Source organism: Mesorhizobium sp. M5C.F.Ca.IN.020.32.2.1, assembly GCF_004023105.1.
GTDB lineage: Bacteria > Pseudomonadota > Alphaproteobacteria > Rhizobiales > Rhizobiaceae > Mesorhizobium > Mesorhizobium wenxiniae.
Map to the genome: position 1 here is coordinate 1 of NZ_RZSX01000085.1, position 11,628 is coordinate 11,628.

An 11,628-nucleotide genomic window follows, 5' to 3' on the forward strand; every position below is an offset into this window, starting at 1 on the left:
GTCGAACATCTCGCCCTGCAGCGCACAGGCAAGGTCCCAGGTCGGCTGGCGGCTCATCGTCGCGTCGAGCGAGAGTATCAGCCTGCCAGAACCGGTCGCGGACGCAGCGAGCGTCCTTGCCTGACGGATAAAGGCGTCGATCTCGCCAGTGCTTGATTGGGACTCAACCGGCGCAGGATTGGCCTTTGCGGGCACGGGCTGCTTCTTGTCGCTCATGACATTCAAGATGTGGCGTTGTCGCACAGCTTGCAAGCCCAGCATGAGGCGATCTCCAGGGCCAGCGATCACGGCAGCTTTGAATTTGGGGGACCTTCCTAGAGAAGGCCGAGATCGGCAAGCTCGCGCCTGAGTTTCGGCGGCATCTCGACCAATCCCGCTTTACCCTTGCCGAGATCGGCCGGTGCGTCCGACGGTTTCAGGTAGCGCCAGCCTTGAAAGGCGCGGCGCGGCTGCCATTCGGTGCGCACCACCGCGGGATCGAGCATCAGATGACAGCGGCCGATGCCCTCGTCATCGGTGAAAGGACGGATTTCCGTGATCAACTGGCGGCATTGCACATTGCCCTTGATCACCCAGTAGAGCGAACCGCCATCGGTGACCTCGGCGCCGCGCGTCGGCATCATGCGGGTGGTGTGGTATTGCTCGACCGGTTCACCGGCGCGCCGCCGTTCGTCGAGGCGGAAGGCAATCCACTCTTCGAGATCTTCAACGCTGTCGCAGCCGACGCAGAGCTTTATGAGATTAAGAGACATGAATTAAGGTTTAGTCCGGCGTGCGAAGGCGTCAACGGCCTGGTCGACTTTCTCCACAGTGCCAGTCTTCGCAGTGCTGTTCTCCACAGTGCCAATCCCCAGTGCAAAGTTTGGCTCAGCATTCCACGATATTGACGGCCAGTCCGCCGAGGCTGGTTTCCTTGTATTTCTCGTTCATGTCGAGGCCGGTCTGGCGCATTGTCTCGATCGCGGCATCGAGCGGCACGAAGTGAACGCCGTCGCCCTTGATGGCCAGCGAAGCAGCAGTCACCGCCTTGACGGCGCCGAGTGCGTTACGCTCGATGCAAGGCACCTGCACCAGCCCGCCGACCGGATCGCAGGTCATGCCGAGATGATGTTCAAGCGCGATCTCGGCGGCGTTCTCGACCTGCTCGGGCGTGCCGCCCATCACGGCGCACAGCCCCGCTGCCGCCATCGCCGAGGCCGAACCGACCTCGCCCTGACAGCCGACTTCGGCGCCCGAGATAGAAGCGTTGGTCTTGATGATGCCGCCGATCGCTGCCGCGGTCAGCAGGAAATCGCGGATGCTCGGCTGGTCGGCCTCGGGATGGAAATGCAGCCAGTAGCGCAGCACCGCGGGCAGCGTGCCTGCAGCACCGTTGGTCGGCGCGGTGACGACGCGCCCGCCGGCGGCGTTCTCCTCATTCACCGCCATGGCATAGATCGACAGCCAGTCGTTGGCGAGCAGCGGATTGGGCCGGTTCTGCCGCCACTGCTCCTGCAGCTTGTCATGCAATTGCCGCGCGCGTCGGCGCACCTTCAGCCCGCCCGGCATGATGCCGTCCTGCGACAGGCCACGCTCGATGCAGCTCTTCATGGCGCTCCAGATGCCGTCGAGGCCGGCGTCGAGTTCCTCGCGCGGCATCTGCGTCTCTTCGTTGACGCGCTTCATGTCGGCGATGGAAAGGCCGCTTTTCGCCGCCATCGACAGCATCTCGACGGCGTTCTTGAAGGGGTATGGAACCTTCTTGCCTTCCGTCTTCACCGAGCCCTTCACCTTCATCCGCTGCAGCTCCTCCTCGGAAACCACGAAGCCGCCGCCGATCGAATAATAGATGCGTTTGAGCAGCAGGCGGTCGTCAGCATCATAGGCGAAAAAAGCCATGCCGTTGGCGTGGCCGGAAAGCGGCGTCTTGCGATCCAGTACCAGATCCGTCGCCGGGTCGAAGCGATAGGAGGGATGGCCGGGCGGCGAAATCCGCTTGTGGGCGGCGATACGGTCGACGATGTTGTCCGCCTGATCGGGGTCCACCGTCTGCGGCGTCTGGCCGGCAAGCCCGAGCACGACGGCGCGATCGGAACCATGGCCGATGCCGGTATAGGCAAGCGAGCCGTGCAGGCTGGCGGCGATGCGGTCGACCTTGGCGCCGGCCGGGCGTGGCCAGTCATCTCCCGCGACCTCGTCGAGAAAACGCCGCGCAGCTGTCATCGGTCCCATCGTGTGCGAACTCGATGGTCCAATGCCGATCTTGAACAGGTCGAAAACCGAAAGGAACACGCGCCGCTGTCTCCTATTGGAATTTACATATAGGAATTCCTGTGATGTTTCCGCTCTTTCGAAGATCGCGGCGCTGCACCTGCCGACCTTGTTTGCTCCGGCAGCGACATCGTTGCGTTCCGCCATCGAAGCGGCGCCACCGCTTGTGGTAAAAGGGTCGCATGGGCGATTCCTTTCATTTGTCGACGGCCGACCTCGTGGCGCTGGCCTTCTTCCTTTTCGTATGGGTGCTGCATACGCTCGCATCCGACGGGAAGCTGGTCAGCCGCATGTCGCTGACGACAGCGATGAACGTCCAGCGCGAAGCCTGGATGCGGACCATGGCCGAACGCGAGATCCGCATCGTCGACACCGCCATTATGGCAGGTCTTCAACAGGGAACCGCCTTCTTCGCCTCCAGTTCGCTGATTGCGATCGGCGGCTGTTTTGCCTTGGTCGGCGCCTCCGATCAGGTTGTTTCGATGCTGAGCGATCTACCGCTCGGCGCGACATCATCCCGCTCCGCCTTTCAGATGAAGGTGTTCGGATTGGTGCTGATCCTTGCCTATTCCTTTTTCAAGTTCGGCTGGGCCTACCGGCTGTTCAACTACTGCTCGATTCTGATCGGAGCTGTGCCGATTCCGCATGGCGAGGCCTCACGTAACCCGATTAGCGAGACGGCGGTATGGCGTGCGGCGCGCATGAACATGCTGGCCGGGAAACACTTCAATTCCGGCCTTCGCGGCGTGTTTTTCTCGATCGGTTATCTCGGCTGGTTCGTCGACCCAAAAGTGTTCGTGCTGTCGACGCTGCTTTTGCTGGCGGTCCTGGTGCGTCGCCAGTTCTTCTCGGCGGCCCGGCAAGCCGTGATAGGTCAGCCGCCCGAACCAACACCCGGTCCAGGGAAGAGTTGATCGATGCGGCCCGACAGCCAGTAGGCGGCGAGCCCGATCCATTCACGGATTGCGGTGGTGGTGACCTCCAACCCGCTATAAGGGAAGAACGCACCGATGCTTTCCTTGCCAGTGGTCATGTAGTCGACCGGCCACGGAATGGTCGGAAAGCCGGCCTTGTCGAACAGCGCCGTGGCGCGTGGCATGTGGAAGGCTGATGTCACCAGCAACCAGGTCTCACCCGCTTTTGGCGTCACCAGTTCTCTGGTGAACACTGCATTCTCGTAGGTGTTGCGGGATTTGTTCTCGAGGACCAGCCGATCGGTCGTCACGCCAAGCGCAGTGAGCAGACGCGGCCCCGTATCTGCATCGCCCTCACCTTCGGCGAGCATCTGGACAGTGCCACCGGAGATAACGATTTTCGCTGTCGGAAAACGCCGTGCCAGTACGGCCGCCTCGACGATCCGGTCGCCGGCGCCATTCAATTCATAGCCGCCACGCACGGCATTGGTGGCGCCCTCCAAACCGCCGCCCAGCACAATGATACCGTCCACCTTTTCTGGCAGCGGCGGCCTGGGGAAGCGTTGCTCCAGGGGAATGAGCATCATTGCCCCGAGTGAGGTCAATGTCGAAAGCGCTAAAATAACGAGGGCAAGGAAGCTGCCGGCGGTCGCCAATCGTTGCCACCCGAACCTCGACGCCAACAGCCCCGCCAGCAGCAGGAAAATCGCACCATTCAACGGCTGGACAAAGAACCAGAGAAATTTGGAAAGATAGAAGAACATCCCTCACCCTCACCGCATCGGCCCAAAGATCGGTACCGATTTTAGGAAAGCACGATGCGTAGATTCAAAGTGTTAGAGTGTCCTTTGTGCGTCCAAGTGGATGCTCGTCGCTCTAACGCATGCCGCCCCAAAGCGCGTAGCAGTTTTGGGGCAACGACATTCATAAGCCAGGACTAAAGTGCCTCGCATCATTCAAATGCGAAGCCTTGGATTAGAAACGATCCTACCACCACTTTTCCGGCTGGAACGTACCCGCCGCCTGTTCGATGACATGGGCGGTCTGGAACAAAGTTTCCTCGTCGAAGGGCCGGCCGATGAGCTGCAGGCCGAGCGGAAGGCCCTTGGCGTCAAGCCCCGCGGGTACCGCGATGCCTGGCAGTCCGGCCATGTTCACGGTCACCGTAAAGATGTCATTGAGGTACATCTTGACCGGATCGGCGGCCATGTCCTCGTCGGCGATGCCAAAGGCCGCCGACGGCGTCGCCGGCGTCAGGATGACGTCGACGCCGGCGGCGAATGCGTTTTCGAAATCCCGCTTGATGAGATTCCGCACCTTCTGCGCCTGCAGATAGTAGGCGTCGTAGTAGCCTGCGGAGAGGACATAGGTGCCGATCATGATGCGGCGCTTGACCTCGCGGCCGAAGCCGGCGGCGCGGGTCTTCTCGTACATGTCAACAATGTCCTTGCCCGGCACGCGCAACCCATAGCGGACGCCGTCATAGCGGGCGAGGTTCGAAGAGGCTTCGGCGGGCGCGACGATGTAATAGGCCGGCAGCGCATATTTGGTATGCGGAAGCGAAATGTCGACGATCTCGGCGCCGGCATCTTTCAGCCAGGCAATGCCTTTCTGCCACAGCGCCTCGATCTCGTCGGGCATGCCGTCGACGCGGTATTCCTTGGGGATGCCGACCTTCATGCCCTTGATCGGCTTGCCGATCGCCGCCTCGTAATCCGGCACCGGCCGGTCGACCGAGGTGGTGTCCCTCGGATCGACCGAGGCCATCGATTTCAAGAGGATCGCGGCGTCGCGCACATCGCGGGCGATCGGTCCGGCCTGGTCGAGCGACGAAGCAAAGGCGACAATACCCCAGCGCGAGCAGCGGCCGTAGGTAGGCTTAATGCCGACCGTGCCGGTGAAGGCGGCGGGCTGGCGGATCGAACCGCCGGTGTCGGTGGCAGTGGCGCCGGCACATAGGAGCGCTGAAACGGCGGAGGCCGAGCCGCCTGACGAACCGCCCGGCACCAGCTGGGCGTTGTCCAGCGTGCGCGCGGTCCTGGTGCCGCCGGCCGAGACGAAACCGCCATCGCCCTGATGCGTGGTTGGCATCACCACCGTGTCGAGGCGCGAACGCCGCCACGGATTGACGACGGGGCCGTAGTGGGAGGTCTCGTTGGAGGAGCCCATGGCGAACTCGTCCATGTTGAGCTTGCCGAGCATCACGGCGCCGTCGGCCCACAGATTGGCAGTGACAGTCGATTCGTAATGCGGCTTGAACCCATCCAGCACATGGCTGCAGGCCTGGGTGTGGATGCCTTCGGTGCCGAACAGGTCCTTGATCCCGAGCGGTATGCCTTCGAGCGTCCCGCCCTCGCCCTTCGCCAGCTTCGCGTCCGAGGCCTTGGCCATGTCGCGCGCCTTGTCGTCGGTAACGACGACATAGGCGTTGAGCGTCGGATTGGCCCGCTCGATCGCCTGGAGATAGGCTTCAGTGATCTCGGTTGCGGTGATTTCCTTGGCGCGCAGCTTGGTGCGGGCCTGCGAAATCGTCAGGTGGGTCAGGTCGCTCATCAGGCAAGGCTCTTTTCGTAAAACACCGACCACTCGGTATCGGGATAGTCCAGCACCGGGCCGCAGCGCGAAAATCCGGCGCCTTCATAGACGGTCCACGCTGCCGGATGGCGGTCGCCGGTTTCCAGCACCAAACGCTTCAGCCCTTCATTGCGCGCGAGCGCTTCGATCCGCTCGACGATCCTGGCGCCGATCTTCTGTCCACGATGCGACGGCCGCGTGTACATGCGCTTGACCTCGCCGACGGTGCCATCGTGGCGCTTCAGCGCGCCGCAACCGACGGCAAGGCCGTTGTCGCGAGCGATGAAGACAGTTGTGTCGTTGTCGGCCATCTGTTCGACGGTCATGTGATAGCAGTGCTCCGGCGGCGTCAGTTGCAGCAGCGTGGCGTTGAGCTCCTTAACCAGCCCGCGCACATCGTCCTGCAGCGGCGTCTCGATGGCGATCTCGATTGCCATCGGCCCGCTACTCCACCACCTTCGGAACGAGGAAGAAATTCTCTTCGGTGGCCGGTGCGTTGGCGACGATGTCGGCCGCCTTGCTGCCGTCGGTGACGACGTCCGGGCGCTTCTTCATCTCCATCGGGATCACCGAAGTCATCGGCTCGACGCCGGAGACATCGACCTCGTTCAATTGCTCGACAAAGCCCAGAATGGCGTTCAACTCGCCGGTCATGCGCTCGGCATCCTCCTCGCTCACCGCAATACGGGCGAGACGCGCGACGCGCTTCACAGTCTGAAGATCAACGGACATGGTTGTTTGTGCCTCTGGAAAACCAGTCCGCGCTATAGCGGCGCGGCGCGTGCCGCGCAACATGCATCGTGCTGAGAACCGGCCCAGAAGGTCTGTGGCAGGCCACGCTGTCGCAGCTGAGATAGCTGCCGCCTTGGGCATTCTCTACAACGCAATCGTCCCACCGATCTCCGGCAACGCCACCTTCACGCCGGATCCCTCCAACCCTGCGACAAACTTGTCGGCGGTCTGGTCGATGATCGGGAACGTGCCGAAGTGACTGGGGATGACCGTCTCAAACTGAAAGAAGCGTCGGCAGGCAAGGGCTGCCACCGCGCCACCCATGGTGAAGCGGTCGCCAATCGGCACGATACCGATCTTCGGTTCATGCAATTCGTTGATCAGCGCCATGTCGGAAAAGATGTCGGTGTCGCCCATGTGATAGAGCGTCTTGTCTTCCGGAAAATGCAGGACGAGGCCGCCTGGATTGCCGAGATAGGTGTTCAGGCCATTGTCACCCGGGAACGACGATGAATGCAGCGCCTGGACGAAGGTGGTGGTGAAACCGCCGCAATCCACGGTGCCGCCGATATTGCCGGGATTGATCTTCTTGTCGCTGGCGCCCCTGCCGACCAGGTACATGCAGACCTCGAAATTGGCGACCAGCATAGCGCCGCTTTTCCCAAGCACTTCGAGCGCACCGCTGATGTGATCGCTATGGCCATGGGTCAAAAGAACATGCGTGACCCCTTCCGCCGGTCCTTCCCAGCCGCTCGTCCATGACGGATTGCCGATCAGATAGGGATCGATGAGGATTTTCGCGTCGGTGGTTTCGATGCGGAATGCGGAATGTCCGTACCAGGTCAGTTTCATGAATGCCTTCCTCGATTTTTGCTTCGCCAAAGGATAGAACGCCGGCAGTGAAATTAAAGTCCCACAGCGTCCCTTCGCGGCGTGTGGTCCAAGGAAGGCCGTTGAGCATCATCACCATCGAAGAGTTGCCGGCGCGGCTCAGCGGCGGCAAGACGCTGGCCGGGCTCGACCTCGGCGACAAGACCATCGGCGTGGCGGTTTCCGACAGGGCCCTTGCCTTCGCCCATCCGCGTCCGGTCATCATGCGCAGGAAATTCTCGCTGGATGCAGCTGTGCTGCTCGCCTTGCTGCAGAAAGAGAACGTCGGCGCCGTGGTGCTCGGCCTGCCGATCAATATGGACGGGTCGGAAGGCCCGCGCGCCCAGAAATCCCGCGCCTTCGCCCGCAACATGGCTGGTGTGACCGACCTGCCTTTCGTTTTGTGGGACGAGCGACTGTCGACGGTGGCGGCTGAGCGGACATTGATCGAGATGGATTTTTCGCGCCGCAAACGCGCCGGCAAGATCGATTCGGCCGCGGCGGCCTTTATTCTGCAGGGCGTTCTCGACCGGCTTCAGGCGCTCGGCGTCGATGCCTGGCCGAAATAGCGGTCGCGCATTATCCTGATCCAGCCGCCGATCACTCGGCGGCGGCGGAACGCCCAAAATGCCATGAGCAGCAGACTGTCGAAGACGCAGGCCTTTGCCACCATGCCGGGAATGAGCACCGGATCAATGCCGAGCATCTCCCCATAAAGCTGGAAGACGAGGTCATGCAATTGGCGGCTCAGCATGACATAACCGAAATTGATGTCGTTGAGCGACAGGAAGAACCAGCCCCAGAACAGGGCGAGCGGCGCCGCCCATAGCGCGAACAAGGTACGCATCAGCGGCCATCCCTCAAGTTCGTGTCCGGCCTCAAGTTCGTGTCCAGCCGGCCGGAAATGCGCGAGAGCGCCGAGTTGTGCGCCGCCGCCTTCGCCATCACATGCGCGGCGGCACGGATTTCACCGGTGCCCGGAACCGCTGCGGCGAGGGCCGACCGCCACTCTGCGAGCATGGCGACATAGGACGCCAGCAGCGCCGCCAGTTGCACCGCGACAACCATGAACAGCCCGCTGATGCCCTGCGCGGCGCCGCCGACGACAACCAGCGACAATACGCCGGAGGCGGAGATGAAGGCGACCCGCACGACGCTGTCGGTGGCGTCCGGATTTGTCGGATCGCTAAACAGAGTCTCGACAAAGGCCCAGCAGAACAGCACCGCTACGACCAGCAGCGCTACAGCAAGCGGTGCCACGACAACGGCGCTTTCGAGGTCGGCGAAGAGGGTGTTCTGGACGGCGACGCCGAGCACGCCAAGCGCTGCCGCAACACCGCGATTCCCGTCGATGCAGAGGAACGCCAGCAGGGCGAAAACGACCGCCCAGTGCAAGGCCAGAAAGGAGCTCAATATATGCCGCATGGCGTTCCTGCTTCCGTAAACAGGACAGTGGGCTTTGCGGCCCGCCACCGCAATGGAAACCATTTATTAAGGTTAATGGGCGTCCGCAGGAGCACGACAGCGCCGGTCGTGGCGCTTTACATGCCGGCAATGCCTGCTATGGCACAGTCTCCCTCCGAGACGCTTCCATGCAAGCCACGTTCGAAAGCATCCTGCCGATCTTCCTGCTTATCCTGTGCGGGAATATTCTTCGGCGCGTCGACGTGATCGATCCGGCCGGCTGGCACGGCATCGACCAGTTGGGCTACTGGTTCTTCTATCCGACACTGATTCTCGTGACGATCGTAAACGCCGATTTCACCGGCCTGCAGCTGGATGCCATGATGCTGGCGCTGGCAATCACCGTGCCGCTGATGTTTGTGTTCGTGCTGTCATTGTGGCCGTTTCTGCGCAAGGCCGGTCTTGCCGGAGCGGCCGAATTCTCGTCGATTTTCCAAACGTCGATCCGCTGGAACGGTTTCATGGCGCTGGCCATTGCCCAGAAACTGTTTCCGCCCGCCGGCATGGCTGTCGTCGCGCTGGTGATGGCGATCATCATCCTGCCGATCAATCTTGTGACGGTTTTCGTGGTTACACGCTTCGCCGACAGGACGGCCAACTGGCCGACGCTGATCCGCCGCATGGCGACCAATCCAATGGTGATCGCGGCTGCCGGCGGTCTTCTGCTGCGCGCGCTGCCCTTCGAACTTTTTGCGCCGGTCAACAAGACGCTTCAGCTGATCGGCCAGGCCGCGCTTGGGCTTGGCCTCGTCGGCATTGGTGCGGGCCTGAGGCTCGACAGCCTGGTCAAGCCCAGGATCGCTATCCTCGTCCCGGTTGCGGTCAAGCTGGTGGTGTTTCCGGCGCTGCTGCTGGCCATTTCGCTCCTGCTTGGCGTCACCGGCGAGGAATTGCTGTTTCTCATCCTGTGCGGCGCCGTGCCGACCGCCATGAACGGTTATGTGCTGGCCAAGCAGATGGGCGGCGACGCCGAGCTTTACGCTACGGTTACGACGCTGCAGACGCTTGCTTCCTTCGCGACCATCCCGGTTGTACTGCTGTTGGCGGCTCAGTTCGTCGGCGGATAGAGCGTGTCGATGATCATGCGCGCGTCATGGCGCGAATCGAGCATGCCATAGGTGTTGCGCCACTGGCCGGCGAGGCGCGTCTCGACGAAGGCGTCGGCGATCCGCCCTGCCCCCAGCCTGCGAAGCTCCGCCGCAGCCGCCGACAGCGCCAGTTGCTCGGTGAGCAGGCGGGCCGAGCCCTCGTCGGTTGCCGCGACCTGCATTGCCGCCTTGAGTACACCGACGGTGCCGCGTCCGCCGGCGCCGAGATCGCGATCGATGCCGGCCAGCACCTCCTCGAACAGGCCGGGTGCACGCCCCAGCACGCGCAGCACGTCGAGCGCCATGACGTTGCCGGATCCCTCCCAGATCGCGTTGACCGGAGCTTCGCGATAGTAGCGGGCGAGCGGCGCCTCCTCGACATAGCCATTGCCGCCGAGGCACTCCATCGCTTCGTAGAGCAGCGATGGTGCGATCTTGCAGACCCAGTACTTTACGACCGGCGTCATGGCGCGAGCGAAGGCCGCCTCGCCGCGGTCGCCGGCCGCTTCGTCGAAGGAGCGCGCAAGCCGAAACGACAGCGCGGTGGCCGCGGCGACGTCGAGCGCCATGTCGGCCAGCACGCGCTGCATCAGCGGCTGCTCGATCAGATTGGTTCCAAACACCTGGCGGTGACGGGTGTGGTGGACGGCCTCGGCCAGGCCGGCACGCATGATCGCCGAAGAGGCGATCGCGCAGTCGAGCCGGGTCAGCGTCACCATGTCCATGATCGTTTTCACGCCCGCCCCGGGCTCGCCGACCATCTCGCCGATGGCGTTGACGAACTCCACTTCGGACGAGGCGTTGGAGCGGTTGCCGAGCTTGTCCTTCAGCCGCTGGAAGCGGAAGCCGTTGCCCGAACCATCGCCGAGAATGCGGGGAACGAGAAAGCACGAAAGTCCTTCCGGCGCCTGTCCAAGCACCAGGAACGCATCCGACATCGGCGCTGACATGAACCATTTGTGGCCGGTCAGCCGATAGAAGCTGCTGCCGGCCCGCTCGGCCCTGGTGATGTTGGCGCGGACATCGGTGCCGCCCTGCTTCTCGGTCATGCCCATGCCGAGCGTCAGCCCGGTCTTTTCGACCGGCGGCTTTTGGCCCTGGTCGTATTTGCGTGTCGTCACCCGCGGGGCCCATTCGCGAAACAGTTTCGGGCTTGCCATCAGCGCTGCCAGCGATGCGCTGGTCATCGTGATGGGACAGAGATGCCCGGTTTCGAGCTCGGCCGTCAGGTAGAAACGCGCGGCGCGCACCTGATGACGGCGGCCGATCTCGGCATCGCCATTTTCCCAGACCGACGAATGCAGCCCGTTCGCCACCGACCGGCGCATCAGTGCGTGATAGGCTGGATGAAACTCGACCAGATCGATGCGCCGGCCCTGCCGGTCATGGGTCCTGAGCTTCGGCGTCTCGACATTGGCCAGGCGAGCCAGTTCCTGCGCCTCCTGAGTCAGCACGAAACGGCCAAGCCCATCGAGATCTTTGCGCACCGGATCGGAAAAACGCTCGGCAAGCTGGATTAGCAACGGATCGCCCCGCCAGGCGTTGCCGCCTGCCAGCGGCGGCGGCTGGTTCGTCACGTCGTCGGTCACGCACTGTCCTTATCATCACAAGGCCACGAATCCGAAGCCAGTAGCGGTTTATAGCCCAAGCCGCGCAACGCGCGCGACGAAAATACCGGGGAGAAAGACCGCAATCCAAAGCTGGTGCTTGCAGCCAAAGGTCCTCCACCCTATAGC

13 protein-coding genes and 1 pseudogene are annotated in these 11,628 nt (G+C 62.6%); 3 read left to right on the forward strand and 11 right to left on the reverse strand.

The features are described 5' to 3' along the window. From EOA86_RS06680 to EOA86_RS06690, 3 genes and pseudogenes are all read right to left on the reverse strand, one after another. A pseudogene (locus EOA86_RS06680) lies at nucleotides 1–216 on the reverse strand (VWA domain-containing protein); the annotation flags it as partial. Nucleotides 217–314: 98 nt separating this feature from the next. Next, nucleotides 315–752 (reverse strand): DUF1489 family protein, encoded by a 438-nt coding sequence (locus tag EOA86_RS06685; RefSeq protein ID WP_127210621.1) that lies wholly within the window; start codon nucleotides 750–752, stop codon nucleotides 315–317. Nucleotides 753–867: 115 nt separating this feature from the next. Further along, nucleotides 868–2,271, reverse strand: a complete 1,404-nt coding sequence (locus EOA86_RS06690; protein WP_127210622.1) for an L-serine ammonia-lyase — start codon at nucleotides 2,269–2,271, stop codon at nucleotides 868–870. Between the two features lie 161 nt (nucleotides 2,272–2,432). Here EOA86_RS06690 and EOA86_RS06695 point away from each other — a divergent pair, with 161 nt between their 5' ends. After that, on the forward strand, nucleotides 2,433–3,164 hold the full coding sequence (locus EOA86_RS06695) for a DUF599 domain-containing protein (protein WP_128341048.1): 732 nt from the start codon (nucleotides 2,433–2,435) through the stop codon (nucleotides 3,162–3,164). Here EOA86_RS06695 and EOA86_RS06700 read toward each other — a convergent pair. The 5 genes from EOA86_RS06700 to EOA86_RS06720 form a co-directional block, all read right to left on the reverse strand. Then, nucleotides 3,125–3,928, reverse strand: a complete 804-nt coding sequence (locus EOA86_RS06700) for a YdcF family protein (protein WP_128341049.1) — start codon at nucleotides 3,926–3,928, stop codon at nucleotides 3,125–3,127. The genes EOA86_RS06695 and EOA86_RS06700 overlap by 40 nt on opposite strands. Before the next feature lie 223 nt (nucleotides 3,929–4,151). Then, nucleotides 4,152–5,717, reverse strand: coding sequence for an amidase family protein (locus tag EOA86_RS06705; protein ID WP_065009570.1), 1,566 nt, complete (start codon nucleotides 5,715–5,717; stop codon nucleotides 4,152–4,154). Next, nucleotides 5,717–6,175, reverse strand: coding sequence for a GNAT family N-acetyltransferase (locus EOA86_RS06710; RefSeq protein ID WP_128341050.1), 459 nt, complete (start codon nucleotides 6,173–6,175; stop codon nucleotides 5,717–5,719). The genes EOA86_RS06705 and EOA86_RS06710 overlap by 1 nt, the downstream gene beginning before the upstream one ends. A gap of 7 nt (nucleotides 6,176–6,182) precedes the next feature. After that, a complete protein-coding gene (gatC, locus tag EOA86_RS06715) occupies nucleotides 6,183–6,470 on the reverse strand; it encodes an Asp-tRNA(Asn)/Glu-tRNA(Gln) amidotransferase subunit GatC (protein ID WP_095520408.1) in 288 nt (95 codons plus the stop codon). A 144-nt stretch (nucleotides 6,471–6,614) separates the two neighbouring features. Further along, nucleotides 6,615–7,322, reverse strand: a complete 708-nt coding sequence (locus EOA86_RS06720; RefSeq protein ID WP_128341051.1) for a metal-dependent hydrolase — start codon at nucleotides 7,320–7,322, stop codon at nucleotides 6,615–6,617. Nucleotides 7,323–7,423: 101 nt separating this feature from the next. Between EOA86_RS06720 and ruvX the strand changes: the two genes are divergently transcribed. Further along, on the forward strand, nucleotides 7,424–7,909 hold the full coding sequence (gene ruvX, locus EOA86_RS06725) for a Holliday junction resolvase RuvX (RefSeq protein ID WP_128341052.1): 486 nt from the start codon (nucleotides 7,424–7,426) through the stop codon (nucleotides 7,907–7,909). Here ruvX and EOA86_RS06730 read toward each other — a convergent pair. Together EOA86_RS06730 and EOA86_RS06735 are read right to left on the reverse strand one after the other, a co-directional pair. Beyond that, entirely contained in the window at nucleotides 7,876–8,187 is a 312-nt protein-coding gene (locus EOA86_RS06730; RefSeq protein ID WP_128341053.1) for a DUF6105 family protein, read from the reverse strand. The genes ruvX and EOA86_RS06730 overlap by 34 nt on opposite strands. Further along, entirely contained in the window at nucleotides 8,187–8,765 is a 579-nt protein-coding gene (locus EOA86_RS06735) for a hypothetical protein (protein ID WP_128341054.1), read from the reverse strand. Before EOA86_RS06735 ends, EOA86_RS06730 begins: the two co-directional genes overlap by 1 nt. 167 nt (nucleotides 8,766–8,932) lie before the next feature. Here EOA86_RS06735 and EOA86_RS06740 point away from each other — a divergent pair, with 167 nt between their 5' ends. After that, nucleotides 8,933–9,871 carry an AEC family transporter gene (locus EOA86_RS06740; protein ID WP_029352826.1) on the forward strand — a complete coding sequence of 313 codons (939 nt, stop codon included), beginning with the start codon at nucleotides 8,933–8,935 and terminating at the stop codon, nucleotides 9,869–9,871. Here EOA86_RS06740 and EOA86_RS06745 read toward each other — a convergent pair. Then, on the reverse strand, nucleotides 9,853–11,481 hold the full coding sequence (locus tag EOA86_RS06745) for a DNA alkylation response protein (RefSeq protein ID WP_128341055.1): 1,629 nt from the start codon (nucleotides 11,479–11,481) through the stop codon (nucleotides 9,853–9,855). The two genes, EOA86_RS06740 and EOA86_RS06745, sit on opposite strands and share 19 nt — an antisense overlap. Between the last annotated feature and the right edge of the window lie 147 nt (nucleotides 11,482–11,628).

What these genes read in the sequence shown, in the direction of transcription:
- EOA86_RS06695 (WP_128341048.1), top strand. Translation starts at nt 2,433, where the DNA reads ATGGGCGATTCCTTTCATTTGTCGACGGCCGACCTCGTGGCGCTGGCC.
- EOA86_RS06730 (WP_128341053.1), bottom strand. Translation starts at nt 8,187, where the DNA reads ATGCGTACCTTGTTCGCGCTATGGGCGGCGCCGCTCGCCCTGTTCTGG.
- gatC (WP_095520408.1), bottom strand. Translation starts at nt 6,470, where the DNA reads ATGTCCGTTGATCTTCAGACTGTGAAGCGCGTCGCGCGTCTCGCCCGT.
- EOA86_RS06685 (WP_127210621.1), bottom strand. Translation starts at nt 752, where the DNA reads ATGTCTCTTAATCTCATAAAGCTCTGCGTCGGCTGCGACAGCGTTGAA.
- EOA86_RS06705 (WP_065009570.1), bottom strand. Translation starts at nt 5,717, where the DNA reads ATGAGCGACCTGACCCACCTGACGATTTCGCAGGCCCGCACCAAGCTG.
- EOA86_RS06735 (WP_128341054.1), bottom strand. Translation starts at nt 8,765, where the DNA reads ATGCGGCATATATTGAGCTCCTTTCTGGCCTTGCACTGGGCGGTCGTT.
- EOA86_RS06710 (WP_128341050.1), bottom strand. Translation starts at nt 6,175, where the DNA reads ATGGCAATCGAGATCGCCATCGAGACGCCGCTGCAGGACGATGTGCGC.
- EOA86_RS06720 (WP_128341051.1), bottom strand. Translation starts at nt 7,322, where the DNA reads ATGAAACTGACCTGGTACGGACATTCCGCATTCCGCATCGAAACCACC.
- EOA86_RS06700 (WP_128341049.1), bottom strand. Translation starts at nt 3,928, where the DNA reads ATGTTCTTCTATCTTTCCAAATTTCTCTGGTTCTTTGTCCAGCCGTTG.
- EOA86_RS06740 (WP_029352826.1), top strand. Translation starts at nt 8,933, where the DNA reads ATGCAAGCCACGTTCGAAAGCATCCTGCCGATCTTCCTGCTTATCCTG.